We start from the raw sequence: 23972 nt of genomic DNA, 5'->3' as shown, positions 1-23972 counted from the left end.
ATGCCGGCAACAGTCGTCCGTTCGGGCAACACTTGCCTGTCGACACTTGCCTGTCGACCGATCGTAGAATTGTCCGATGATCACGACGCCTCCGACCGTGCCCGTTCCGGGGGCCGTTTCCTCGCCGGGCATCGACCCTGCCGAAATGGCCATCGCCCTGCGCGTGCTTGCCTCGCTCAGCGAGATCGACCCCGAAGACCCCGACTTCGTCACCGTGCGGCAGGCCACCGCCAAGATGTTCAAGTCCGTCAAGATGGTGCGCCGCGGCGAGAAGCGGCAGGCGATCGCGGATGCCGACCGTGAGGTGATCGCGGCGACCGCGACCGGCGCCCCCACCCGCATCGACGACGAGACCATCGGCGCCCAGCTGCGCCTGGGCACCGACCGGGCGTCGGCCGGCGAACTCCTCGTGCCACGGGCCTGCTACATCTGCAAGCAGAAGTACACCCTCGTCGACGCCTTCTATCACCAGCTCTGCCCGGCCTGCGCGGCGATGAGCCACGAGAAGCGGGATGCCCGCACGGACCTGACCGGCAAGCGCGCCCTGCTCACGGGCGGCCGCGCCAAGATCGGCATGTACATCGCCCTCCGCCTGCTGCGGGACGGCGCCCACACCACCATCACCACCCGGTTCCCGCGCGACGCGGTACGCCGCTTCGGCGCCATGCCCGACTCGGCCGACTGGCTGCACCGCCTGCGCATCGTCGGGATCGACCTGCGTGACCCGGCCCAGGTGATCGGCCTGGCCGACTCCGTGGCCGCGGCCGGGCCGTTGGACATCCTGATCAACAACGCCGCCCAGACCGTGCGCCGATCCCCCGGCTCGTACTCGATGCTGGTCGAAGCCGAGCTGTCACCGCTGCCGGAGGGCACCATCCCGGAGATCGTCACGTTCGGGCACACCAGCGACGCGCACCCGAGTGCGCTCGCGGCATCCGTCACCAGCCACCCGATCCTGGCCGCGGCGGCCGGCGCGACCACCGCGCTCACCGCCGACGACCTCACCGCCCTCGCGCTCGCGCCGGGTTCCTCCTCGCTGGAGCGCCTCGCCGCCGGCACCGCAATCGACGCCGGGGGGCTCGTGCCCGACCTGCACGACGAGAACAGCTGGACCGCGAACGTGGAGGACGTCGACCCGTTGGAGATGCTGGAGGTGCAGCTCTGCAACACCACGGCCCCGTTCCTGCTGGTCAGCCGACTGCGTTCCTCGCTCGCGGCATCCGGCGCCCGCCGCACCTACATCGTGAACGTGTCCGCGATGGAGGGCGTGTTCGGCCGCGGCTACAAGGGTCCCGGCCACCCGCACACGAACATGGCGAAGGCCGCGCTGAACATGCTTACCCGCACGAGCGCGAAGGAGATGCTGTCCGACGGCATCCTGATGACCAGCGTCGACACGGGTTGGATCACCGACGAGCGGCCGCACCCCACCAAGATCCGTCTCGCCGAGGAGGGCTTCCACGCCCCGCTCGACCTGGTCGACGGCGCGGCGCGGGTCTACGACCCCATCGTGCGCGGCGAGGCCGGCGAGGATCTCTGCGGAGTCTTCCTCAAGGACTACAAGCCCGGCACCTGGTAAGGCCCACCCGACCTGGAACAACTCGACCGTGCTGGCCACCGACATCCTCGCATCCGTGGTGCGACTGAAGGCCCAGCCGTGGCGCGAGCTGCCGGTACACGGCAAATGTCGGCTGGCACGCACCCTGCACGACGTCGGCCTCGTCGACGAATATCGGCTGGTGTACTTTCCCGTCGTCGTCGGCCAGGCCAAGCGGCTCTTCGAGACGGGCTCGGTGCCGTCGGCGTTCACGGTGCTCAACTGCGAAACCACCGATGCCGGAGCGCTCGGGCTGACGCTGCGTCCGACGGCGTTCGTGGCCGCCGACCTGGCGCTGCCTGAGAGTGGCGCCGAGGCGGGGTGGGAGCAGCCCTGACCACTCGACGACTCCGTGACGCGGGGATACACTCCGCCGCATGGAAAAACTGCACTTCACCGTTCAGATCGACGCCCCCGTTCACACCGTCTGGACGACGATGCTCGACGACGAGACCTACCGAGAATGGACGAGCGCGTTCAACGAGGGTTCCCAGTACGAGGGAAGCTGGGACCTCGGTCGCGAGATCCGCTTCCTCGGGCCGGAGGAGGACGGATCGATCAGCGGCATGATCGGCACGGTCATCGAGAACCGACCGGACGAGCTCGTCACCGTCGAATACACGGGCGAGATCATGCACGGTGTCGAGCGCACCGGTGACGAGGCGCAGTTCTTCGGCGCCCAGGAGAGCTACTCCTTCGCCGAGTCCGGCGGCGTCACCACGGTCGAGGTGGAGGTCGACACCCCGGAGGAGCACGCGTCGATGTTCGACGAGCTCTGGCCGGCCGCTCTCGGCAAGCTCAAGGAACTGGCCGAGGCACGCTGAGTCCGGCGGCTGACGAATTCGACGGAGATTTTCGGCTATCCGCATCTGAACGGGCGACTTTGGCCCGATTTCGGCAAAATCTCCGTCGAATTGGTTCGGGCGACTGAACGGATGCCGCCGCGCGCCGGCAGCGGGATCTCGCGGCCCGAAGCGCCAGTCAGTTGAGCGCCGCGGGAGTCCAGACATATGGAGTCGTCGTCGTGATGGCCTGGAAGCCCAGCCGGAGCAGGATCGGCTCACTGGCGGCGGAGGCGTCCACCTGCAGGTACCGCACGCCGCGGTCCTGCGCCAGCCGCGCGCGATGGGCCACCAGCGCCCGGTAGATGCCGCGACCGCGCCACTCCGACAGGGTCGACCCACCCCAGAGGCCAGCGAAGTCCGTTCCCGGGGTGAGCTCGAGCCGGCACGACGAGACAATCTGTCCGCCGGCCTCGGCGACGAAGACGAGCACGTCGTCCGGGGTATCGCAAACACTCGTCTCGAGCTCGGTGGCCAGCCAGGCGTGGTCCTCGTCCCAGACCTCGGTCTGCAACGCGGCGATGCGCTCGAAATCGGCGCGTGTTCCGACCTGCCGGATCGTGACGCCCACCGGCAGCACCGGCTCGGCGTTCAGGCGTCCGGTCTCGGCGACGACGACCGTCTCCCGTTCCTCGGGCGCGAACCCGGCCGCGTTCAGGCGTTCCGTCAGGTCGGCGGGCAGGTCGTGGCCGCGGGTCTTCCACTCGACGCCCTCGCTGCGGGCCGCGAAGAAGTCACGGTGCTCCGCGATCAGCGCGTCGAGGGCCGCACCGGCCACCCCCACATCGCGGGTTGTCTCGACGAAGCCCCGGTGCCGCCCCGAGATGCGCAGCACCGAACCCTGCACGTCGTAGCGGATGCCGGCAGGGAGGACGCCCGGCACGGCGCACCGCAGTTGGGCGTCATAGGCGGCGAGGAGCACATCACGGTTTGTCATAGAGCCTCACTCTAGGCCGAGGCCTCAGCGCCGACCCGTGTGCAGACGCTCGCTCTCATGCGGACACCATATTCCTTGGCTAGGCTGGTTATTCGTGCGCGGCGTCACCAGCGTCAGCATGCGCGCACACCGCGAAACCGAGATGGAGAAACCGTTGCCCGGAGAGAACCTCACCAGGATCGAAGCCCAGGAGCGCGCCGCGCTCATCACCGTTCAGAGCTACGACGTCACCCTCGACCTCACGGCCGGACCGGAAACGTTCGGCAGCGAGACCACGGTGCACTTCACCGCGACGCCTGGGGCGTCGACCTTCATCGACGCGATCACCCGCACGGTGCACTCGGTGACACTCAACGGAGCCGCGCTCGACCCGTCGGTCGTCAGTGACGGCATCCGGATTCAGCTCGACGGCCTCGCCGCCGAGAACACGCTCACCATCGTCGCCGACGCCGAGTACACCAACACCGGCGAGGGCCTGCACCGCTTCGTCGACCCGGTCGACAACGAGGTCTACCTCTACAGCCAGTTCGAGGTGCCCGACTCCCGTCGCGTCTTCGCCGTGTTCGAGCAGCCCGACCTCAAGGCCACGTTCGTCTTCACCGTCACCGCCCCCGCCGCCTGGGAGGTCATCTCCAACTCCGTCACGCCCGAACCGACGGATGCCGGCAACGAGAGCAAGACCTGGGCGTTCGCCCCCACCCACACCATCTCCAGCTACATCACGGCCCTCGTCGCCGGCCCCTACGCCGTCGTGCGCAGCGAGTTGACCTCCAGCGACGGCCGCGTCATCCCGCTCGGCCTCTTCTGCCGGAAGAGCCTGTTCGAGTACCTCGACGCCGACTACCTGTTCGAGAAGACCCGCCAGGGCTTCGAGTACTTCGAAGGCAAGTTCAACTACCCGTACCCGTTCGACAAGTACGACCAGATGTTCGTGCCGGAGTTCAACGCGGGCGCCATGGAGAACGCCGGCGCGGTCACCTTCACGGAAACCTACGTGTTCCGTTCCAAGGTCACCGACGCCATCAAGGAACGCCGCGTCGTCACGGTGCTGCACGAACTGGCGCACATGTGGTTCGGCGACCTGGTCACCATGAAGTGGTGGAACGACTTGTGGCTGAATGAGTCGTTCGCCGAGTGGGCGTCGACCATGGCCACCGCCGAGGCCACCGAATGGACCGAAGCCTGGACCACCTTCGCCGTGATGGAGAAGAGCTGGGCCTACAAGCAGGACCAGCTGCCCTCCACCCACCCGATCACCTCCACGATCACCGACCTCGAAGACGTGCAGGTCAACTTCGACGGCATCACCTACGCCAAGGGCGGCTCCGTTCTCAAGCAGCTCGTGGCCTGGGTCGGCCGCGACGAATTCTTCACCGGCGTCGCCGCGTACTTCCAGAAGCATCAGTGGGGCAACACCGAACTGAACGACCTGATGGTGGAGCTCGAGGCATCCAGCGGCCGCGACCTCGCTGAGTGGACGAAACTGTGGCTCGAGACCGCGGGCGTGAACACCCTGCGCCCCGAGATCGCCGTCGACGAGTCCGGCACCATCACCGGATTCACGGTGCTGCAGAGCGCCGCCGCCGACTACCCCACTATCCGCCCGCACCGCCTCGCCATCGGCTTCTACGACCTGGCTGACGGCACCCTGGTGCGCACGCACCGGGTTGAGATCGACGTCGACGGCGAGCAGACGGATGTCCCGTCGCTGCTCGGTAGGAAGCGCCCCGACCTCGTTCTGCTCAACGACGACGACCTGGCCTACGCCAAGATCCGCCTCGACCCGGCGTCGCAGGAGGTGGCCCTGGAGAACCTCTCCGCGATCGAGAGCCCCCTCGCCCGCGCCATCATCTGGGGCGCCGTCTGGGACGCCACCCGCGACGCCGAGACCGCGGCGCGCGACTTCATCACGCTCGTGCTCGGCAACGTCGCGACGGAGACCGAGTCCACCACGCTGCGCACCGTGCTCGGCCAGGTCGTGCTGGCCGCCACGTACTACGTCGCGGAGGAATTCCGCACGGCGACGATCAAGGAGGTCGGGGACGCGCTCTGGTCCCTCGCCCGCCACGCCGAGGCCGGCACCGACGAGCAGTTCCAGTTCGTGAAGTTCTTCGCCGCCATCGCGTCCACCGAGAGCCAGCTGGCATCCGTCGCCGCGCTCCTGGACGGCTCGGCGCCGCTCGACGGCCTCGAGATCGACACGGACCTGGCGTGGGAGCTGCTCATCGCCCTCGTGGCCGGCGGCAAGGCCGGCGCGGCCGAGATCGACGCCGCCCTGGCCGCGGACAACACCGCGACCGGCGCCCAGTCGGCCGCACAGGCCCGCGCCGCCGTTCCTACCCTGGAGGGCAAGCAGGCCGCCTGGTCGTCCCTGATCGACGTGGACACCGCGCCGAACACCATCGTGCGGGTCACGGCCGCCGGCTTCCTGCGCGCCACCGACACCGCGCTGCTGGAACCGTTCGTCGACCAGTACTTCGCCATGCTGCAGCCGGTCTGGGCCGCCCGCAGCTTCTCGATCGCGGAGAAGCTGGTTCTCGGCCTCTACCCGGCGCCGCTCGCGAACCAGGCACTCGTCAGCAAGACGCGCACCTGGCTCGACGCCAACCCGGAGCCGCTCGCGCTGCGCCGCCTGGTGATCGAGAACCTGGCCGGGGTCGAACGCGCCCTCGCCGCCCAGGAGCGCGACGCGGAGTAGTCGCGCCGCGGCATCCGCCGTCCCTGCCCGAACGCTCGAGGGCCCTGCCGCACCACTGCGGCAGGGCCCTCAGCAGTTGAACAGCACGCGGCTCTGTAGACTCGCCTTGTTATGGACTTTGACGCAATCTGGCTTGAACTGACCAACTTCTTCTCCATCATCCTGTGGCTCAAGGCCATCAATCTCGTGGTCATCATCGTGGGAGCGCTGGTGATCCGGTGGGTGTTACGCTTCGTGATCGACCGTGTCGTGCAACAGATCGTCACGGGGGTGAAGAAGAACCAGAACGTCGAGGACACGCAGGCGCTGAGCGTCTCGCCGCTGGCCGCCGTGCGCGTGGTGCAGCGCACCCGCACACTCGGTTCGGTGCTCTCGAACATCCTCAACGTGACACTGCTGATCGTGACGATCCTGCTGATCGTCAACATCATCAACACGGACATCCTCGGGTCCTTCGCCCTCCTCACCGCCGCACTCGGCGCCGGCCTCGGTTTCGGCGCGCAGAACATCGTCAAGGACATCCTGAACGGGCTGTTCATGGTGGTCGAGGACCAGATCGGCGTGGGCGATGTCGTCGATGTCGGCTTCGCCTCCGGTGTCGTCGAGAACGTCGGCATCCGGGTGACCCAGGTGCGCGACATCAACGGCACCCTGTGGTTCGTGCGCAACGGCGAGATCCTGCGCGTGGGCAACATGTCTCAGGGCTGGGCGCGCGTGATCATCGACCTGGCCATCCCCTACGCCTCCGACGTGGAGGCCGTGCAGAACGAGCTGCTGCGCGTCGCGAAGGCACTGGCCTCCAGCCGCAAGTGGCGGTCCGTGATTCTGGAGAAGCCGGAGATCTGGGGGCTCGAGTCGATCTCCGCCGAGGCCCTCGTCGTGCGCCTGGTGGTGAAGACCCGGGTGGCCGCCCAGTGGGACTTCGCCCGCGACCTGCGCCTGCACCTCAAGAAGGCCCTCGACGGCCTCGGCATCGGCCTGACCCCGCTCAACAGCGTCGTCATGGCCGGCACGGATGGCGCGGTCACCGCTGCCTCCGAGCCCGGCTCCGAGGGAACGCCCGACGCGGCCGCGGAGGCAGCCGCGGCCATGCCCGACCTCACCACAGGCCCGTTCACCGCCCCCATCCCGGTGCGCAAGAACAAGGCTCCCCGCGCTCCCCGCCGCCCCAAGAACGCCGGGATCGCCCTTCCCCACGCCGCGCAGACCCGAGCGGTGACGGCGGCGGTCACCGACAGCGACCCGGTGGCGCCTCCGGCACCGGTGACGCCCCCGGCCCCGGCAGCCAAAGCCCCGTCAGCCAAGACCCCGACCCCCAAGACCGAGGCGCCCAAGGCTCCGACGCCCCAGACCGAGGCGCCCACGCACACGGCCCCAGATCCGGAGACCCACGATGACGAATGACACCCCCACGCCGGCCACGCCCGGCGCGGTTCACCTGCGCGACGGCGAGAACGGCACCGCCATCGGCGCCACCTTTTACGAGCAGGTCGGCGGGAGGCCGTTCTTCGAGAAACTCGTGAACGAGTTCTACCGCGGCGTCGCCACCGACCCGGTGCTGAAGCCGATGTACCCCGAGGACGACCTGGGCCCCGCCGCCGAGCGCCTGACCATGTTCCTCGAGCAGTTCTGGGGCGGTCCGACCACCTACAGCGATCAGCGCGGCCACCCGCGGTTGCGCCAGCGACACCAGCCGTTCACGGTGAACCCGGACGCCCGCGACCGCTGGCTGAACCACATGCGCGTCGCCGTCGACAAGGCCGGCCTGCCCCCGCTGCAGCGCGACCAGCTCTGGGACTACCTCGAGCGCGCGGCGTACGCCATGATCAACACCTTCGACCACTAGCGGCACCGAACCGGTCCCGTTGCTCGCTCCCGGCGCACCCTGACCGGACGGATGCCGCCGCGCCGGCCCTACCTGTCGAGCTCGGCGACGATCTCCGCGGCCGACTGGCGTCCCATTCGAATGGCACCGTCGACGTGCTGGTAGCCCTTTCCGGCGAGGTCGCTGCAGGAGAAGAAGATCGGGCCGACCGGGGTGCGCAGATCCGCGCCGAAACGGGCGAGTCCACCCAGGTCGAAGCTGGCCGCGTAGGCGCCGCGGGTCCACTCCTCGGTGCCCCAGTCGCTCTCGTAGTAGACGACCGGCGTCAGCGCCTTCTCACCGAAGTAGTGCGAGAGCGAGGTGAGGATGCGCTGCTTTCGTTCCTCGGCCGACACGGTAAACACGCCGTCGGCGGCCTCATCGGAGACGAAACCGACCAGGGTACCGCGCGGGTCGCCGAAGTTGGTGTTGTCGTAGGCCTCGTGGGAGAGCTCGTAGGGGCTGAAGGCCGTGCCGGAGAGGCCGTCCTCCCGCCAGAACGGGGTCTCGTAGACCGCGTGCACCTTGATCACGAAGCCCATCGACAGGTGCTGGTGCATCATCTGCTGGCGGCGCGGCAGCGGCGGGTCGAACGAGATCCGAGTGTAGAGCACGGGTGGCACGGCCACGATCACGCGGCGCGCGCGCACCTCGAGGTCGTCGGTGAGCACGGTCACCCCGGCGTCGCGCCAACGAACGGTGCGCGCGGCCTGGCCGAGGAAGACGTCGCCGCCGAGGTTCTCGGCCAGCAGGATCGGCACCCGCTGCAGGCCGCCCACGACCCGCTCGTCGAGGATGAAGTCGGCGTCGACGAGGTTGCTGAAGCTGCCGGCGCTGGCCGCCATCAGCAGCGCTTGCAGGGTGGAGAAGGCGTGGGCCGGCTTGGTCAGCATGGCACCCGCGATGAACAGGCTGATGTTGTCGCGGGCTTCCTGGTCGTCGGTCTCCTGCTCCAGCCAGCGGCGGAAGGAGATCTGGTCGAGTTCGACGGCGCGCGGGTGCGCCCACGGGCGGTCGGGGTCCATCTGGGCCACGAGTTCGTCAAGGGTGCCGATCAGGGCGACCATCTCGCGCTCGGTGTCGGCCGAGACGGGGAAGATCTCCCCCTCGAACCGGGTGCGCTCCCCCGACGCGTTGATGTAGACGCTTTCGCCCTCGCGGTACCGCGCGAAGGTCTCGAGGCCCAGCTCGGCGATGGTCTCCTTGAGCGCGTCCTGGTCGGGCGAGACCCATTGGCCGCCGATCTCGAGCATGGCGCCCTCGATGTCGTCGGTGTGGAGCCGGCCGCCGACCCTGTCGCGCGCTTCGAGGACGGCCACGGTCAGGCCGGCCTTCCGCAGCTCGGTCGCGGCGGTCAGGCCCGTTGCGCCGGCGCCAATGATGACGATGTCACGTTCGATGATGCTCACGGAGTGCTCCAGTGCGTTCTTCAAGTGGGGAGAGGGAAATGATTGTGCAGGTGACGCGGGTGACGCGACCGGTCAGGAGACCGGGATGAGGGTGTACTTGGTGGACAGGTACTCCTGGATGCCCTCCAGCCCGCCCTCGCGGCCCAGACCGGACTGCTTGACCCCGCCGAACGGTGCCGCTGCATTGGAGACCAGGCCCGTGTTCAGGCCCATCATTCCGGTTTCAAGCTTGGCGATCATCCGCTGCCCGCGGGCGAGGTCCTGGGTGAAGACGTAGCTGATCAGGCCGTACTCGGTGGAATTGGCCAGGCGCACACCCTCGGCCTCGTCGGCGAAGGTGACGATGCCGACGACCGGGCCGAAGATCTCCTCGGTCAGGATGGCGCTGGCCGGGGCCACATTGGTCAGCACGGTCGGCTCGTAGAAGGAGCCGGGGCCTTCGGGGCGCTTGCCGCCGGCGAGCAGGGTGGCGCCCAGGGCCAGTGCGTCCTGCACGAGGGCGTCGGTGCCGGCGACGGCACTCTCGCTCACGAGCGGGCCGATGGTGACGCCGGTCTCGGTGCCACGGCCGATCTTCAGCGCGCCGACTCGCTCGGTGAGGCGCCGAGCGAATTCGGCGGCGACGGCCTCGTGCACGATGAAGCGGTTCGCCGCGGTGCAGGCCTGACCGATGTTGCGGAACTTGGCGAGCATCGCACCCTCGACGGCCTTGTCCAGGTCGGCGTCTTCGAAGACGACGAATGGAGCGTTGCCGCCGAGCTCCATCGAGGTGCGCAGCACACCCTCGGAGGCCTGCTGGATGAGCTTGCGGCCGACCGGGGTCGAACCGGTGAAGCTGAGTTTGCGCAGACGCGGGTCGGCGATGATCGGCCCGGCCACGGCGGAGGACGTCGACGTGGTGATCACGTTGACGACGCCGGCCGGCACCCCCGCGTCTTCGAGCAGCTGCACGAAGAAGAGGGTGGTCAGGGGGGTCAGTTCGGCGGGCTTCACGACGACCGTGCAACCGGCGGCGAGCGCGGGGGCGATCTTGCGAGTGGCCATGGCCAGCGGGAAGTTCCACGGGGTGATCAGCAGGCACGGGCCGACCGGGTGCTGGGAGACGACCATCGTGCCGGTGCCCTCCGGGTTCAACCCGTAGCGGCCGCCGACGCGCACGGCCTCCTCGCTGAACCAGCGCAGGAACTCACCGCCGTAGGTGACCTCACCATTGGCCTCGGCGAGAGGCTTGCCCATCTCCATGGTCATCAGCAGGGCGAAGTCGTCACGGCGCTCCTGCAGCAGGTCGAAGGCCCGGCGCAGAATCTCCGCCCGCGCACGCGGCGCGGTCGCCGCCCAGGACTCGGCCGCCTCGACGGCCGCGTCGAGGGCACGGATGCCATCAGCGGCATCCGCGTTCGCGATCCGTTTGAGCACGGCACCGGTCGCCGGATCGGTGACCTCGATGGCGGCGCCGCCGCCCTGCTGCCAGGTGCCGTTGATGTAGAGGCCGTCCGGGACGCGGGCGAGCAGTTCGGTTTCACGAGTGGACACGATGAGTCTCTTTCCGATGCGATGCGGGTGATGCGATGCGGGTGATGCGAATGGGGTGTGATCAGGGGTAGCGGTGCAGCAGGTGCGTTTCCGCCACCCTTCGCCGCGGCGTTCCCCCAGTATGACTGATCGCCCTGTACCCCCGTCGAGCGCGGGCAGCAGACCGCCGGGACCGGTTTCAGGCGGCGGCGAGTACGCTCCCCAGCACCTGCAGACCCTCGACGAGGAGGTCGTCGGGGATGCTCAGCGGCGGCAGGAAGCGGATCACGTTGCCGTAGGTGCCGCAGGTGAGCAGCACGACGCCCTGCGCGTGGGCGGCCGCCACGACGCGGCCGGTGAGGGCGGCATCCGGGTCGCCGGTCACCGGGTCGACCATTTCGATGGCGATCATGGCGCCGCGGCCGCGCACATCCCCCACGCGCTTGTCGACGGTTCGGATGGCGTTCAGCCGGCCGGTCAGGATGGCGCCGATTTCGCGGGCGCGCAGGGCCAGATTCTCGGTCTCATAGCTGTGCATGGTGGCCAGGGCCGCGGCGCAGGCGAGCGGGTTCCCGCCGTAGGTGCCGCCGATGCCGCCGACCTGAGGTGCGTCCATGATCTCAGCGCGGCCGGTGACGGCGGACAGCGGCAGTCCGCCGGCGATGCCCTTGGCCAGCACCATGATGTCGGGCACGATGCCCTCATGGTTGCTGGCGAACAAATCGCCGGTCCGGGCGAAGCCGGTCTGCACCTCGTCGGCAATGAATACGACCCGGTTGGCGCGGCACCAGTCCACCAGGGTGGGCAGAAAGCCGGGCGCGGGCACGATGAAGCCGCCCTCACCCTGGATAGGCTCGATGATCAGCGCGGCCAGGTTGTCGGCACCGATCTGCTTCTCGATCTGGGCGATGGCCCGCTTCGCGGCCCCGACACCGTCGAGGCCGGCGTCGCGGTAGGGGTACGACGTCGGTGCGCGGTAGATCTCCGCGGCGAACGGGCCGAAGCCGTTCTTGTAGGGGAGGTTCTTCGCGGTCAAACCCATGGTCAGGGTGGTGCGGCCGTGATAGGCGTGGTCGAACGCGACGACGGCCTGCTTGCCGGTGTAGTGGCGGGCGATCTTGACGGCGTTCTCCACGGCCTCGGCGCCGGAGTTGAACAGGGCGCTGCGCTTCGCGTGGTCGCCCGGAGTGATCCGGTTGAGCGTCTCAGCCACCTCGATGTAGGAGTCGTAGGGCGTGACGGTGAAGCAGGTGTGCGTGAACTGGGCGAGCTGCGCCGCCACGGCGGCCACGACCTCGGGGGCGCTGTTGCCGATGCCGGTCACGGCGATACCGCTGCCGAGGTCGATCAGCGAGTTGCCGTCGACGTCCACGAGCACGCCGCCGCCGGCCGCGACGATGTAGGCAGGCAGGGTGACGCCGACGCCGGCGGAGACGGCCTCGCTCTTACGACGGCTGAGCTCCTGGGACTTCGGGCCGGGGATGGCGGTGACCAGGCGTCGTTCCTGGGGAAGGGACGGTCCACCGACCGGGATCACGGAAAGGGCGTCTACGAGGGTCATGGCTGCTCCAGTTCTCTGGCTGTCGCATCGGCGAGGGGCCGGCGGCAATGCCAATTCCAGAAGGTTACGCAGGGCGACCACCCACGGCATCCGCCACCGTGTACAACTCCCTGGTGACCTTTCGCCACCGTGTACACTCGTCGCATGGCTCCGTCTACGGCACCGCCGCCTCTGCCCACCCTGCGCCGTCTGCTGGCCCAGCCCGGGCTCCAGCTGCGGCTGCTCACTTCCGAGCAGGAGCTACCCGCCCACGCGCTCGACCAGCCCGTGGAGTGGGTGCACAGCTCCGACCTGGCCGACCCGACGCCCTTCCTCTCTGCCAGCCAGGTGCTGCTCACCACCGGCACCCAGTTCGCCGACCCGGCGACGGATGCCTACTACCGCGACTATGTTCGCCGGCTCACGGCCCGCGGAATCGCCTGTCTCGGCTTCGGTACCGAGGTCGTGCGCGCCGGCACACCGGAGGCCCTCGTCGCGGCTTGCCTGGCCGAAGGGCTCACGCTGGTCGAGGTGCCCTACGACACACCTTTCATCGCGGTGGCCCGCGCGGCTGGCGACCTGGTCGCCGAGTTGCGCTACGCCCGCAACACCTGGGCTCAGGGTGCCCAACGCGCCATCTCGCACGCGGCCCTGCGACCCGACGGCCTGAGCAACATCCTCAGCGAGCTGTCCCGGCAGCTAGGCCACTGGGTGGCGCTCTTCGACGGGGGCGGCGCGCTCGACCGGGTCTTCCCCCGCGACGCATTCTCCGGCGCCGACGCCTCCCCGGCCCTGCCGCAGGTGCAGGCGGAGGCCGGCCGCCTGCTCCGTCGCGGGCAACGGGCCGGCACCACCCTCGACGAGGGCGGCGAGACGCTGACCCTGCAGACGCTGGGGCGGCAGGGCCGACTGCGCGGGGTGCTGGCCCTCGGCGGTGCCACCGAACTCGACCAGGCCAGCCAACAGGTGGTGACCAGCGTCGTCGCCCTCGCCGGGCTCGCGCTCGAGCAGAACAGCGCCCAGGATCGCGCCCGCGGGCACCTGAGGTCCGGGCTGCTGCAGGCGCTGCTCGGCGGCGAGCTGCCGCTGGTGCAGAGAATCTCCCGGGAGCTCTGGGGCACCCTTCCGGCCGAGCCGGTGCGGGTCGCCGTACTCTCCCCGCCGCCCGAGCGCCTGGACGCCCTCGCCGAACTGCTCGAACTGCGGGTCGAGGAGCGCCCCGGACACCTTTTCTTCGCCCGCGACGGCCGCCAGATGCTGCTGGTCGTCGACCCCGCCGTCGAGCCGCTGCTCACCGAACTGGTGGGCTTCGGCCTGCACGTGGGCGTCTCCGACCGGAGCGACTACGGCGCCCTGCCGCATGCGGTGGTCCAGGCACGGCAGGCGCTCGAGCGCGCCCACGAGGGTGCGGTCGGAATCGTCGACTTCGAGGTCATCTCGCGACAGGGGGTGCTCGCCTTCCTGGCCCGAACTGATGCCTCGGAAGTCGGCCGCGCCACCCTCCAGCCGCTCTCGGACCACGATGCCTCGCACGGCACCGCCCTCCTCCCGACCCTGCGGGTCTGGCTCGAGCACAACGGCCAGTTCGGCCCGGCCGCGACGGAACTCGGCGTGCACCGGCACACCGTTCGTGCCCGGATCAGCCACGCCGAGCAGCTGCTCGGCCGCGACCTGGGAGCCTTCCACGCCCGCGCCGACCTCTGGGCGGCGCTGCTGGCGGCGGGCTAGCCGTACTGCTAGCACGGACACACCATACGCACTGCGCAGCACGCACCAAACACTGGGGAGAGACCATGTTCAGCCTGACAGACCTTCGCGTTCCGATCATCGCCGCGCCCATGGCCGGTGGCGCATCCACCCCAGAGCTCGTGCGCAGCGTCAGCGCGGAGGGCGGCCTCGGCTTCCTCGCCGCGGGGTACAAGACCCCGGATGCGCTGGCCTGGCAGATCACCGATGCGCAGCGGAGTCCACGACGACCATTCGGCGTAAACGTGTTCGTCCCCGCGCCACCGCTCACCGATCGGACCGGAGTCGAGGCCTACCGCCAGGAACTGGAGGCGACAGCACGGGATCACGGTGTGGGATTGCCCCCGACCCGGGACGCGGACGATGACGGGTTCTCCGGCAAGGTGGCCCTTCTCATCGAGCAACAGGTCCCCGTGGTGTCGTTCACCTTCGGGTTGCCGCCGGCCGAGGCGGTGGACGGGCTTCACGCCGTCGACTCATGCGTGATCGCCACCGTCACCTCGGTTCGGGAGGCGGTGCTCGCGGCGGAACGCGGAGTCGACGTGCTCTGCGTGCAGGGTCCGGAGGCAGGCGGACACCGGGCGACCTTCACGACGGCCGAGGAACCGGGGACCACTCCTCTGCCGGACCTGATCTCCGCCATTCTGGAACTGTCGAAGCTTCCGCTCATCGCGGCCGGGGGCATCCGCTCCGGCGCCGGGATCGCGGCGCTCCTAGCGGCCGGAGCGCATGCCGTGCAACTGGGCACGGCGTTCCTCCGCACCGAGGAGTCCGGCGCTCACCAGGCGCACAAGGACGCTCTCGTCAACCCGAACTTCGATCGCACCGTGGTCACGCGCGCGTTCTCCGGGCGTCCGGCGCGGGGGCTGCGCAACGCGTTCATCGCCGAGCACGACACCACCGCGCCCCGGGCGTATCCCCAGGTGCACCACCTCACGAGCGGCCTCCGGGCGGATGCGGGTCGACGCGGAGACCCCGACGGGCTTGCCCTCTGGGCCGGAACCGGGTTCCGCGCTGCACGGGACGAACCGGCGTCGGTCGTGCTCGCCCGGCTCTGGCAGGACACCAGCCGAGCTGAATGAGTGTCTGACGCTGAACCAATTCGACGGAGATTTTAGTGTCTAAGCCGGTTTTCGGCCAGTTTCAGGCCGATCAAGGCAAAATCTCCGTCGAATTCGTTCGAGGCAGAGTGCGAACACTGCCACGCGACACAGGTGGCCAGCGGGCCAGCGCCTCGGCAAACCGGCGGGCGATCGGGCCAGCGGCTCGGCAAACCGGCGGGCGATCGGGCCAGCGGCTCGGCAAACCGGCGGGCGATCGGGCCAGCGGCTCGGCAAACCGGCGGCTCAGCGGCTCAGCGACCAGGGCTTGCGACGCACGAGGATGTGGCCGCGGCTCGTGCTCAGCCGAGTCCACAGGCCCGTCTCGAACAGGCGCACGGGTTCGTCTTTCGGTAGGAAGCCGAGACTGACCGCCGCGAAGGCGGCGCCGGCCGGCACGATCTCCAGGCCGGGGATGGGGCGGCTCCAGACCTCGGAGCGCACCCGCTGCACGATCTGCCCGCCGGTCCCGGCCGGGATGACGGCGGCGACCTCCTCGATGCCGGCCTGGGCGGCGCCGTCGAGCAATGCGGCATCCGTTTCACCGAGCAGGGTCCAGCCGCCCTTGGGCGGAGAGATGCCGGCCCAGGTCACGGTGGTCACTTCAAGGGGCACGGTGACGGCCACCGGCACCTCCTCCGCCCGCACGGCCGCGGTCAGTCGGGCGAGGCGGTCCAGCAGGGAGCGCACGGGCACGACGGCGTCGAGCTCGACCGGCGCGGTGAGCGCGAAGGTGCGCAGGCCCAGAACCGTGGGGCTGGAGTCGAGGAGACCGCGGGGATAGAGGATCGCGGTGTACACGGCGAGCACCCCTGCGGCCTGCATCAGGCGCACGGAACCGTCTTCCACCCGGCTGGCACGGGACAGGTACACCTGGAGGTCGCGAAGGGACAGGGAGTCTGGGAGAGAAAATGACTTGCTCATCTGCTCCTAAACTACCAAGGTACGGCGGGCATCACAGCGACGCCCCGACACGTAACGCCACGCGCCTGAGGAGGCCACATGGACTTGCCGATGGAGGGCCTTCTGGCCGCCCTGGACCTCACCGACACCGGCGCACGCACCAGCGAAGACATCTTCACCGGACCGTCGCAGTGGATGCCGCTCGGCCGGGTTTTCGGCGGTCAGGTGCTCGCCCAGTCCCTGGTGGCGGCGATGCGCACGGTGCCCGACGATCGTCATGTGCATTCGATGCACGGCTACTTCCTGCGTCCCGGCGACGTGGGCCAGCCGATCACGTTCTCCGTCGACCGCATCCACGACGGCCGTTCGTTCTCCACCCGCCGCACGCAGGCCTATCAGGACGGGCACCCGATCCTGTCGATGATCGCCTCGTTCCAGGACGAGGATGAGGGTCTCGAGCACCAGATCGAGATGCCGGCCGACATGCCCGAACCCGAGTCTCTGCCGACCGCCGCGGATGCCCTCGCCCAGGTCGACCACTCCATCGCCCGGTACTGGGCGAACGAACGCCCGTTCGACATGAGGCACCTACCGTCGCCCATCTACCTCAAGGTGAACGGCGAGCACACTTCCCGCCAGGCCGTGTGGATGAAGACCATGGGCCCGCTGCCCGACGACCCGGACCTGCATCGCGCCGCCCTGGCCTACGCCAGCGACTACTCGATCATGGAGCCCGTCATGCGCCGCCACGGCGTCGCCTGGGCCACCCCGGGCCTCAAGGTCGCGAGTCTGGACCACGCCATGTGGTTCCACCGTTTCGGCCGGGTCGACGAGTGGATGCTCTACGTGCAGGATTCCCCGACCGCCCAAGGCGGGCGTGGGCTCTCCACCGGCAGCATCTACAGCCGGGCGGGCCTGCTCCTGGCCACCGTCGCACAGGAGGGCATGCTGCGCGTGCCCACGAACGCGGAGTAGATTCTCAGAACGGTCTTCATCCGCACGCCCCCGGACCGACCCCGCATGCCCCGACCGAGGAGAACCATGACGAATGACACCGACATCTCCCGCCGCACCGCCCTCCTGCTCGGAACGGCAGGGACCGCCGTTGCACTGGTCGGGTGCGGCACGGGTGGGGCGGATGACTCCGGCACCAGCGACAACGGGCCCGTCGAGATCACCAAGCTCGCGGACATTCCCGTGGGCGGATCGATCGAGGCTTCCCTCGACGGCAAGCCGATCCTGATCAGCCAGCCCACCGCCGGCACCGTGGTGGCGTTCAGCGCCATTTGCACGCACCAGGGATGCGTGGTCAAGCCCGTGGAAAACGAGTTCGATTGCCCCTGCCACGGCTCGAAGTTCGACCCGACTACCGGCGAAGCCCTTGCCGGGCCGGCGACCACGCCGCTGGCGACGGTGAAGGTCACCGTCACCGGCGACGCGGTCATGGCCGGTTGAGCCGAACCGTTCTGCCCGGTCTGTTTCGGGGCTGCCCTACTCCGCCGGCACGCTCGCACGGCGGGTGAACCGGATGGGCTCGTCCACGTACGGAGCCCAGGCGGCCCGCTCGACCTCGTTGATCTTGCGGGGCCGCTCGGTCGCGGCGTCGACCAACACGATCGTGGTGCTCGCCTGCGCGAAGAGGACCGCCGGCTCCAGGCCGATCGGGGTCCACACCTCGTAGCAGACCTCGAGGCTGGCGCCGCCGAGCTTTCCGAGCCAGAGACGGATGTCCAGAGGCTGCCTCAGATACGGGATCGGAGCCAGGTACTCGGCCTCCATTCGCGCGATCAGTGTCAGCGTCGCTGCGCCCGGGCGCCCGTCCAGCACCGCGGTGCCGGCGAATGCCCCGGGCCCGTCGCCGTCTTCATCCGGCCAGAACGCCTGGATGCGCGCATCCTCGAGCACACGCAAGAGCTCGGCGTTGTTGACGTGACCGTAGGCGTCCAGGTCCGACCAGCGCAGCTTGACCGGCACATGCAGCTTCATCGTGGGCCCTAGTCGCGGGTCAGCTTGCGGTACGCGGAGCGGTGCGGCTTCGCGGCATCCGGACCGAGGCGCTCGATCTTGTTCTGCTCGTACGACTCGAAGTTCCCCTCGAACCAGTACCAGTTCGCCGGGTCTTCGTCGGTGCCCTCATAGGAGAGGATGTGCGTGGCGATGCGGTCGAGGAACCACCGGTCGTGAGTGATGACCACGGCGCAGCCGGGGAATTCGAGGAGCGCGTTCTCGAGTGAGCCGAGCGTCTCGACGTCCAGGTCGTTGGTGGGCTCGTCGAGCAGCAGCAGGTTGCCGCCCTGCTTGAGAGTGAGGGCCAGGTTGAGGCGGTTGCGCTCACCGCCGGAGAGCACGCCGGCCTTCTTCTGCTGGTCGGGGCCCTTGAACCCGAACGTGGACACGTAGGCCCGCGACGGAATCTCGGTCTTGCCGACCTGGATATAGTCCTGGCCGTCGGAGACGACCTCCCACAGCGACTTGTTCGGGTCGATGCCGGCGCGGCTCTGGTCGACGTAGGAGATGTCGACCGTCTCACCGATCTTCAGCTCACCCTGGTCGAGCGGCTCAAGCCCGACGATGGTCTTGAACAGCGTGGTCTTGCCCACGCCGTTGGGGCCGATGATGCCGACGATGCCGTTTCGCGGGAGTGTGAAGGAAAGGTCCTCGATCAGAACCCGGTCGCCGAATCCCTTCTTGACCTTCTTGGCGTCGATGACCTGGGCGCCGAGGCGCGGGCCGACGGGAATCTGGATTTCTTCGAAGTCGAGCTTGCGGGTGCTCTCCGCAGCCGCCGCCATCTCTTCGTAGCGGGCGAGGCGCGCCTTCGACTTCGCTTGGCGGCCCTTCGCGTTCGAGCGCACCCATTCGAGCTCGTCCGCGAGGCGCTTGGCCATCTTCGCGTCCTTCTTGCCCGCGATCATCAGTCGTTCCTGCTTCTTCTCGAGATAGGTCGAGTAGTTGCCCTCGTAGGGGTACAGGTGGCCACGGTCGACTTCGGCGATCCACTCGGCCACGTGATCGAGGAAGTACCGGTCGTGGGTGACGGCCAGAACGGCGCCGGCGTACTGGGCCAGGTGCTGTTCGAGCCAGAGCACGCTCTCGGCGTCGAGGTGGTTGGTGGGCTCGTCGAGGAGGAGCAGGTCGGGCTTCTGCAGCAGCAGCTTGGTCAGCGCCACGCGACGCTTCTCACCACCGGAGAGGTCGGCCACGGCGTAGTCGCCCGGCGGGGTACGGAGGGCGTCCATGGCCTGCTCGAGCTGGGAGTCTAGATCCCAGGCGTCGGCGGCGTCGATGGCCTCCTGCAGCGTGCCCATTTCGGCCAGCAGCGCGTCGAAGTCCGCATCGGGTTCGGCGAGCGCGAGGCTGATCTCGTTGAAGCGGTCGACCTTGGCCTTGATCGGGCCGACGCCTTCCTGCACGTTCTCAAGGACCGTCTTGGTCTCGTCGAGCTCGGGCTCCTGCATCAGGATGCCGACGGAGTAGCCGGGCGAGAGCTTCGCCTCGCCGTTGCTGGGGGTGTCCAGCCCGGCCATGATCTTCAGGATCGTGGACTTACCCGCGCCGTTCGGCCCCACGATACCGATTTTGGCGCCCGGGAAGAATGACATGGTGACGTCGTCGAGGATCAGCTTGTCGCCGACCGCCTTGCGAGCGCGGACCATCGTGTAGATAAATTCAGCCATAGTGTCTACCAGTCTATTTGCCGCGTGGCCCCGACCAGACACGTTCCCGATGCAAGGATCGCCGTCACCGTGCTGTGGTAGCCGTCCGTTGCCGGTCCGTTCTGCCCGATCAGGCATTCCCCGTTGAACCGAACGGAGAATTGGATCGAGTCCGCGGCCAGGTCGATGTTGGTCTCGTCGAAGGTGACCTCCATCTCCGCCTTGTCGAAGCCCGCGGCCACCAGCGCGTCCACGAACGCCCGCCCGCCTGCGTTCTCGTCGCCGGCCACGACCTTGGTCGCGACGGTGTCGAAGTAGTCCAGGTTCGCCGCGGCGTCCTTCCCCGGCTGCAGCGCCGGGGCGGGGGCAGCCGTCGCGCTCGGTGCCGGAGTGTCCGTCGCCGAGGCAGTGGCGGGCGCCGACGGTGTTGCGTCGGGCACCGCCGAACAGGCCGCCAGGCTCACACCGACCGCCAGCCCGAGCACGAGCGAGCCCCAGGCGCGTCCGAAACGGATGCCGGTTCGGCGCCTCCGGGGTACCCGATCTGATCCTGCCGGCACGTGATCCTTCCGCGACCGCGGTGCGGCCAGACCTCCGAGTCTGCCAGATCCGCGAGCGCCCCTAGGAATCGACCCCGACCAGTGCCGCGGGCTCTGCCTCGCCGCCCAGCCGAGGTGCGTCGTCGCTGTCCGACGGTAGAAAGCCATCGGTCGGCTCGGTCTGCTCGGTCTGCTCGGTCTGCTCGGTCGGCTCGGTCGGATGTGGTGCGGAAGCCGCGCCGGGCGGCGGCGAGCGCGTGTACACCGTGCTGCACCAGGCCAGGTCGTGCCCGACGGTCTCGGCCTCGACCTCGACCGAGGTGCCGTTGCGGTCGGCGTTTTCCCAGGGCCGGATGCGCAACCGCCCAGCGACGACCACGTGCTCGCCCTTCCGCACCGAGCTCACCACATTGTGGGCGAGCTGCCGGAAGGAGGAGACCGTATACCAGTTGGTCTCGGCGTCGACCCAGGACTGTTTGACCCGGTCGAAGCGGCGCTGGCTGGACGCCAGCCGAAACGAGGTGATGGCCAGTCCGGAACTGGTCACGAGGTGACGGGGCGTGGTGGCCACGATTCCGGTCACAGTGATGGTGTCGCTCATTGCGGTCTCCCTCATCCAGCGGGCCCCGGACGCATGCCCGGAACACGCGACCTGGGAGCGACGGCTCGTGCCTGTCTCCGCCGCCCCCCAGATCACGTTCTCCGAGTGTGCGGCGGCAGAATGACGCGCGGGGCGGTCATTCGGAACCTGTGCTTGATGACTGCCCCGCGCGCCTGGGGAGGGTTGGACGAGCCGCTAGAGCAGGTACCCGGCGTAGGACTTGCGGATCTTGTTCACCTTGGGCACCGCGACGGCCATGCAGTAGCCCTGGCCGGGGTTTTTCGCGAAGAAGTCCTGGTGGTAGTCCTCGGCCACGAAGTACTCGCCGAGCGGCTCGATCGTCGTGACGATGCCGTCGCCCCACCATTCGGCGGCGCGAGTGCGAGCCGTTTCGAAGAGCTGCTTCTGCTCGTCGTCGGTGTAGAACATGGCCGACCGGTACTGGGTGCCCACGTCGGCGCCCTGGCGGTTCAGCTGGGTCGGGTCGTGCAGTGTGAAGAACACGTCGAGGATGACGCTGGCCGGGATGACCTCCGGCTCGAACGTCACGGCGATGGCCTCGGCATGGCCGGTGCGGCCCGAGCACACCGACTCATACGTGGGCCTCTGAGACTCGCCTCCGGTATAGCCGGAGACCACCTCACTCACGCCACGTAACACCCGATACACAGCATCGAGACACCAGAAACATCCACCTGCGACCACAAAAGTTTGCACCCCCCTAGAGTAACGGCATGACCTTCGTACCAGCTCCGAACCGCTATGCCGACATGACCTACCGCCGCACCGGACGGAGCGGCCTCAAGCTGCCGGCGCTGTCCCTCGGCCTCTGGCACAACTTCGGCCACGAGCGCCCGATCGAGCCACAACGCGCCATCCTGAGGCGTGCTTTCGACTTGGGGGTCACCCACTTCGACCTGGCCAACAACTACGGCCCTCCTCCCGGGGCCGCCGAGACCAACTTCGGCCGCATCTTTGCCGAGGACTTCCGCGCCTACCGGGACGAGATGATCATCTCCAGCAAGGCCGGCTACGACATGTGGCCCGGCCCCTACGGCGATTTCGGCTCCCGCAAGTACCTGCTCTCCTCCCTCGACGCGAGCCTGGGCCGGCTCGGCGTCGACTACGTCGACATCTTCTACTCGCACCGCCCCGACCCGGAGACGCCGATCGAGGAGACCATGGGCGCGCTGGCGTCGGCGGTGCAGCAGGGCAAGGCGCTGTATGTGGGCATCTCCAGCTACACGCCCGAGCAGACGCGGGCGGCGGCGACGGCGCTGGCCGAGCACAGGATCCCGCTGCTGATCCACCAGCCGCGCTACTCGATGTTCGACCGGCACGTCGAAGACGGGCTCTTCCCCGTGCTCGACGAGCTCGGCATGGGCAGTATCGTGTTCTCGCCCCTCGCGCAGGGTCTGCTCACCGACCGTTACCTGGACGGGTCCGTGCCGGCCGGCTCGCGGGTCGCGACGAGCGGTTTTCTTTCGGAAGAGGTGCTCACGGACACCTACCTGGGCCGTGCCCGTGCCCTCAATGCGATCGCCGCCGAACGCGGCCAGACGCTGGCCCAGCTGGCGGTAACCTGGATCCTGCGCCAGCCATCCGTCACCAGCGTGCTGGTCGGCGCGAGCAGCGTGAACCAGCTCGAGCAGACCGTGGCCGCGCTCGATGCCCCGGCCCTGACTCAGGGCGAGATCGACGCGATCGAACCGTACGCTGTGCACGGCACCGGACTGGGCTGAACCACCTGGGCTACCTCTACGCTCTCCTCGCGGCGATCAGCCTGCTGCCGGTGGGCATCGCCCTGATGATCGAATTCACCGGCGTGCTGCTCGTCGCCCTGGTGGCCCGGTTCCTACCGGGTCGTGGACCTCGACCTGGCCAGCCAGGACATGGCCCTGCTGAACGGGCCTCCGCGCTAACGCCGCAGCGATGTCGGCGGCTCTCCATAGCCTGAGGGGACCATCACCCCTGAACGGTTGACCTCGGAGGAATTCATGTCCGCACCAGCGTCCGCACCACCCCGCCTGCCGGTCATCCGCGGCCTGCTGCTCGTTCCCGTGAAAGACGGCCTCTGGCGGGTCTCGAATCCGTCCGGCATGGTCCTCGGACACATCGAGCGGCGCACCGAGGCCGACGGCGACCGCTTCTCCGCTCGTCGCCTGCTTGCCGCCAGCCGAACGATGAACGTCGGTTCGTTCTGGCGCATCGACGACGCGGCGGACTGCTTCCGCTGACGGGGCGCACCTCCTCGCGGGGCACGCCGCGCCGCTCCCGGAGAACGGGCCGAGACGCCGGTAAAGTGCGCTCATGCAGTGGTGGAATAATTTCGTATCCTGGCTCACGGCAGCCAGCAATCAGTCCATGGTTTTCAGTGCCGTGGTGCTCATCGTCTCGATCGTTGTCGCCAGCGTTCTGGCGGCACTGATCTCCCGAGGGGCGATCAAACGCCTCCTCGCGCAGAACGACCGGGCTCTCAAGGCGGCCGTGATCGGGACCCTCGTGGATGCCGCGACCGAGGCATCCGTCTGGAACTCCCTCACGCCGCAGGAGCAGGTCATGGCGGACCGGGCGGTGGGCCAGGCCGACGTGCAGCTGCGCCTCCTGCCGATCAAGGGTTCGGGAGTCGCCGCGAACTGGGCCGCGCATCAGCTCGCCGAGCTCAAGCGCACCTCGGCCACGTTCGGTTATCAGCTCGAGCCCGCGCTGCTCGAATTCCGAGACCGACTGGTCGAATGGCAGGAGAAGCCGGGCCGCACCCGCAAGATCTTCCAGAGCGACCTCGACCGGTGGAAGGTCTCCAAGAACAGCACCGAGAAGAACCTCCTCGCCGAGCAGGATGCCTGGACCGCCCAGCAGCACCACGACCAGTTCGACGCTGCGCCGGCCGCTCCCGTCCCGCACCAGTACGCGTCCGGAACGGCCTCCGCGTCGACGGAGACCCAGCGCCTCCTCGACGACGTGCAGGCTCTCGAGGTGCGCCCCACCCCGCTCCAGAGCTAGACATCCGTCAGCCGCCGCCGCGCTC

22 protein-coding genes and 1 pseudogene are annotated in these 23972 nt (G+C 68.7%); 13 read left to right on the top strand and 10 right to left on the bottom strand.

All coding sequences use genetic code 11. From position 1 onward, the window contains the following. The first annotated feature begins 76 nt into the window (after positions 1-76). From E3T28_RS09755 to E3T28_RS09745, 3 genes and pseudogenes are all read left to right on the top strand, one after another. Positions 77-1579 carry an SDR family oxidoreductase gene (locus tag E3T28_RS09755; RefSeq protein WP_134430305.1) on the top strand — a complete coding sequence of 501 codons (1503 nt, stop codon included), beginning with the start codon at positions 77-79 and terminating at the stop codon, positions 1577-1579. After that, a pseudogene (locus E3T28_RS09750) lies at positions 1485-1934 on the top strand (dihydrofolate reductase family protein); the annotation flags it as partial. The gene E3T28_RS09755 and the pseudogene E3T28_RS09750, both read left to right, overlap by 95 nt. 40 nt (positions 1935-1974) lie before the next feature. Continuing rightward, complete coding sequence (locus tag E3T28_RS09745) at positions 1975-2421, top strand: SRPBCC family protein (RefSeq protein WP_134430300.1); 447 nt, start codon at positions 1975-1977, stop codon at positions 2419-2421. Between the two features lie 157 nt (positions 2422-2578). Here the strand turns inward: E3T28_RS09745 and E3T28_RS09740 are convergent, their stop codons facing one another. Further along, positions 2579-3376 (bottom strand): GNAT family N-acetyltransferase, encoded by a 798-nt coding sequence (locus E3T28_RS09740; protein ID WP_134430297.1) that lies wholly within the window; start codon positions 3374-3376, stop codon positions 2579-2581. 154 nt (positions 3377-3530) lie between these two features. On the opposite strand from E3T28_RS09740, the gene pepN reads away from it, so the two are divergent. The 3 genes from pepN (at position 3531) to E3T28_RS09725 (ending at position 7920) form a co-directional block, all read left to right on the top strand. After that, entirely contained in the window at positions 3531-6074 is a 2544-nt protein-coding gene (gene pepN, locus E3T28_RS09735) for an aminopeptidase N (RefSeq protein ID WP_134430351.1), read from the top strand. Between the two features lie 111 nt (positions 6075-6185). Further along, on the top strand, positions 6186-7478 hold the full coding sequence (locus E3T28_RS09730) for a mechanosensitive ion channel family protein (RefSeq protein WP_134430295.1): 1293 nt from the start codon (positions 6186-6188) through the stop codon (positions 7476-7478). After that, positions 7468-7920 carry a globin gene (locus tag E3T28_RS09725; protein ID WP_134430292.1) on the top strand — a complete coding sequence of 151 codons (453 nt, stop codon included), beginning with the start codon at positions 7468-7470 and terminating at the stop codon, positions 7918-7920. Before E3T28_RS09730 ends, E3T28_RS09725 begins: the two co-directional genes overlap by 11 nt. 68 nt (positions 7921-7988) lie before the next feature. Here E3T28_RS09725 and E3T28_RS09720 read toward each other — a convergent pair whose 3' ends face one another. The 3 genes from E3T28_RS09720 to gabT all read right to left on the bottom strand — a co-directional run bounded on the left by E3T28_RS09720 (position 7989) and on the right by gabT (position 12420). After that, positions 7989-9359, bottom strand: coding sequence for a flavin monoamine oxidase family protein (locus E3T28_RS09720; protein WP_134430348.1), 1371 nt, complete (start codon positions 9357-9359; stop codon positions 7989-7991). Positions 9360-9419: 60 nt separating this feature from the next. After that, on the bottom strand, positions 9420-10883 hold the full coding sequence (locus tag E3T28_RS09715) for an NAD-dependent succinate-semialdehyde dehydrogenase (RefSeq protein ID WP_198417186.1): 1464 nt from the start codon (positions 10881-10883) through the stop codon (positions 9420-9422). 175 nt (positions 10884-11058) lie between these two features. Continuing rightward, positions 11059-12420 carry a 4-aminobutyrate--2-oxoglutarate transaminase gene (gabT, locus tag E3T28_RS09710; protein WP_134430287.1) on the bottom strand — a complete coding sequence of 454 codons (1362 nt, stop codon included), beginning with the start codon at positions 12418-12420 and terminating at the stop codon, positions 11059-11061. Between the two features lie 144 nt (positions 12421-12564). Between gabT and E3T28_RS09705 the strand changes: the two genes are divergently transcribed. Both E3T28_RS09705 and E3T28_RS09700 read left to right on the top strand, forming a co-directional pair. Beyond that, on the top strand, positions 12565-14127 hold the full coding sequence (locus E3T28_RS09705; protein WP_134430284.1) for a PucR family transcriptional regulator: 1563 nt from the start codon (positions 12565-12567) through the stop codon (positions 14125-14127). A gap of 65 nt (positions 14128-14192) precedes the next feature. Further along, entirely contained in the window at positions 14193-15227 is a 1035-nt protein-coding gene (locus tag E3T28_RS09700) for a nitronate monooxygenase (protein WP_134430281.1), read from the top strand. 264 nt (positions 15228-15491) lie between these two features. On the opposite strand, the gene E3T28_RS09695 is transcribed toward E3T28_RS09700, so the two are convergent. Then, positions 15492-16169 carry a DUF8185 domain-containing protein gene (locus E3T28_RS09695; protein ID WP_134430279.1) on the bottom strand — a complete coding sequence of 226 codons (678 nt, stop codon included), beginning with the start codon at positions 16167-16169 and terminating at the stop codon, positions 15492-15494. A 78-nt stretch (positions 16170-16247) separates the two neighbouring features. Here E3T28_RS09695 and E3T28_RS09690 point away from each other — a divergent pair, with 78 nt between their 5' ends. Both E3T28_RS09690 and E3T28_RS09685 read left to right on the top strand, forming a co-directional pair. Further along, positions 16248-17123, top strand: coding sequence for an acyl-CoA thioesterase (locus E3T28_RS09690; protein ID WP_241979267.1), 876 nt, complete (start codon positions 16248-16250; stop codon positions 17121-17123). A 66-nt stretch (positions 17124-17189) separates the two neighbouring features. Then, entirely contained in the window at positions 17190-17603 is a 414-nt protein-coding gene (locus tag E3T28_RS09685) for a QcrA and Rieske domain-containing protein (RefSeq protein ID WP_134430276.1), read from the top strand. A gap of 36 nt (positions 17604-17639) precedes the next feature. On the opposite strand, the gene E3T28_RS09680 is transcribed toward E3T28_RS09685, so the two are convergent. The 5 genes from E3T28_RS09680 to msrA form a co-directional block, all read right to left on the bottom strand. Next, entirely contained in the window at positions 17640-18134 is a 495-nt protein-coding gene (locus E3T28_RS09680) for an acyl-CoA thioesterase (protein ID WP_134430273.1), read from the bottom strand. A gap of 8 nt (positions 18135-18142) precedes the next feature. Next, positions 18143-19825, bottom strand: coding sequence for an energy-dependent translational throttle protein EttA (gene ettA / locus E3T28_RS09675; protein ID WP_134430270.1), 1683 nt, complete (start codon positions 19823-19825; stop codon positions 18143-18145). Between the two features lie 5 nt (positions 19826-19830). Beyond that, a complete protein-coding gene (locus E3T28_RS09670) occupies positions 19831-20364 on the bottom strand; it encodes a DUF6993 domain-containing protein (RefSeq protein WP_241979266.1) in 534 nt (177 codons plus the stop codon). Positions 20365-20425: 61 nt separating this feature from the next. Further along, complete coding sequence (locus E3T28_RS09665; RefSeq protein ID WP_134430267.1) at positions 20426-20944, bottom strand: single-stranded DNA-binding protein; 519 nt, start codon at positions 20942-20944, stop codon at positions 20426-20428. Positions 20945-21139: 195 nt separating this feature from the next. Then, on the bottom strand, positions 21140-21661 hold the full coding sequence (gene msrA / locus E3T28_RS09660) for a peptide-methionine (S)-S-oxide reductase MsrA (protein WP_134430264.1): 522 nt from the start codon (positions 21659-21661) through the stop codon (positions 21140-21142). 17 nt (positions 21662-21678) lie between these two features. Between msrA and mgrA the strand changes: the two genes are divergently transcribed. The 3 genes from mgrA (at position 21679) to E3T28_RS09645 (ending at position 23947) form a co-directional block, all read left to right on the top strand. Next, positions 21679-22686: an L-glyceraldehyde 3-phosphate reductase gene (mgrA, locus tag E3T28_RS09655; RefSeq protein ID WP_134430261.1), complete on the top strand. Its 1008-nt coding sequence runs from the start codon at positions 21679-21681 to the stop codon at positions 22684-22686. 255 nt (positions 22687-22941) lie between these two features. Further along, positions 22942-23181: a hypothetical protein gene (locus tag E3T28_RS09650; protein WP_134430258.1), complete on the top strand. Its 240-nt coding sequence runs from the start codon at positions 22942-22944 to the stop codon at positions 23179-23181. Between the two features lie 127 nt (positions 23182-23308). Next, positions 23309-23947, top strand: a complete 639-nt coding sequence (locus E3T28_RS09645) for a hypothetical protein (protein WP_134430255.1) — start codon at positions 23309-23311, stop codon at positions 23945-23947. Positions 23948-23972 lie beyond the last annotated feature (25 nt).

This window comes from Cryobacterium sinapicolor (genome assembly GCF_004403465.1).
GTDB classification, from domain to species: domain Bacteria; phylum Actinomycetota; class Actinomycetes; order Actinomycetales; family Microbacteriaceae; genus Cryobacterium; species Cryobacterium sinapicolor.
The sequence above is the reverse complement of the archived record's forward strand: the minus strand, read 5'-3'. Positions and strand labels throughout refer to the sequence as shown.

Coding starts and splice junctions, on each gene's coding strand:
- E3T28_RS09755 (WP_134430305.1), top strand. CDS start 77: ATGATCACGACGCCTCCGACCGTGCCCGTTCCGGGGGCCGTTTCCTCG.
- E3T28_RS09745 (WP_134430300.1), top strand. CDS start 1,975: ATGGAAAAACTGCACTTCACCGTTCAGATCGACGCCCCCGTTCACACC.
- E3T28_RS09740 (WP_134430297.1), bottom strand. CDS start 3,376: ATGACAAACCGTGATGTGCTCCTCGCCGCCTATGACGCCCAACTGCGG.
- E3T28_RS09730 (WP_134430295.1), top strand. CDS start 6,186: ATGGACTTTGACGCAATCTGGCTTGAACTGACCAACTTCTTCTCCATC.
- E3T28_RS09725 (WP_134430292.1), top strand. CDS start 7,468: ATGACGAATGACACCCCCACGCCGGCCACGCCCGGCGCGGTTCACCTG.
- gabT (WP_134430287.1), bottom strand. CDS start 12,420: ATGACCCTCGTAGACGCCCTTTCCGTGATCCCGGTCGGTGGACCGTCC.
- E3T28_RS09705 (WP_134430284.1), top strand. CDS start 12,565: ATGGCTCCGTCTACGGCACCGCCGCCTCTGCCCACCCTGCGCCGTCTG.
- E3T28_RS09700 (WP_134430281.1), top strand. CDS start 14,193: ATGTTCAGCCTGACAGACCTTCGCGTTCCGATCATCGCCGCGCCCATG.
- E3T28_RS09695 (WP_134430279.1), bottom strand. CDS start 16,169: ATGAGCAAGTCATTTTCTCTCCCAGACTCCCTGTCCCTTCGCGACCTC.
- E3T28_RS09690 (WP_241979267.1), top strand. CDS start 16,248: ATGGACTTGCCGATGGAGGGCCTTCTGGCCGCCCTGGACCTCACCGAC.
- E3T28_RS09685 (WP_134430276.1), top strand. CDS start 17,190: ATGACGAATGACACCGACATCTCCCGCCGCACCGCCCTCCTGCTCGGA.
- E3T28_RS09680 (WP_134430273.1), bottom strand. CDS start 18,134: ATGAAGCTGCATGTGCCGGTCAAGCTGCGCTGGTCGGACCTGGACGCC.
- ettA (WP_134430270.1), bottom strand. CDS start 19,825: ATGGCTGAATTTATCTACACGATGGTCCGCGCTCGCAAGGCGGTCGGC.
- E3T28_RS09665 (WP_134430267.1), bottom strand. CDS start 20,944: ATGAGCGACACCATCACTGTGACCGGAATCGTGGCCACCACGCCCCGT.
- mgrA (WP_134430261.1), top strand. CDS start 21,679: ATGACCTTCGTACCAGCTCCGAACCGCTATGCCGACATGACCTACCGC.
- E3T28_RS09650 (WP_134430258.1), top strand. CDS start 22,942: ATGTCCGCACCAGCGTCCGCACCACCCCGCCTGCCGGTCATCCGCGGC.
- E3T28_RS09645 (WP_134430255.1), top strand. CDS start 23,309: ATGGTTTTCAGTGCCGTGGTGCTCATCGTCTCGATCGTTGTCGCCAGC.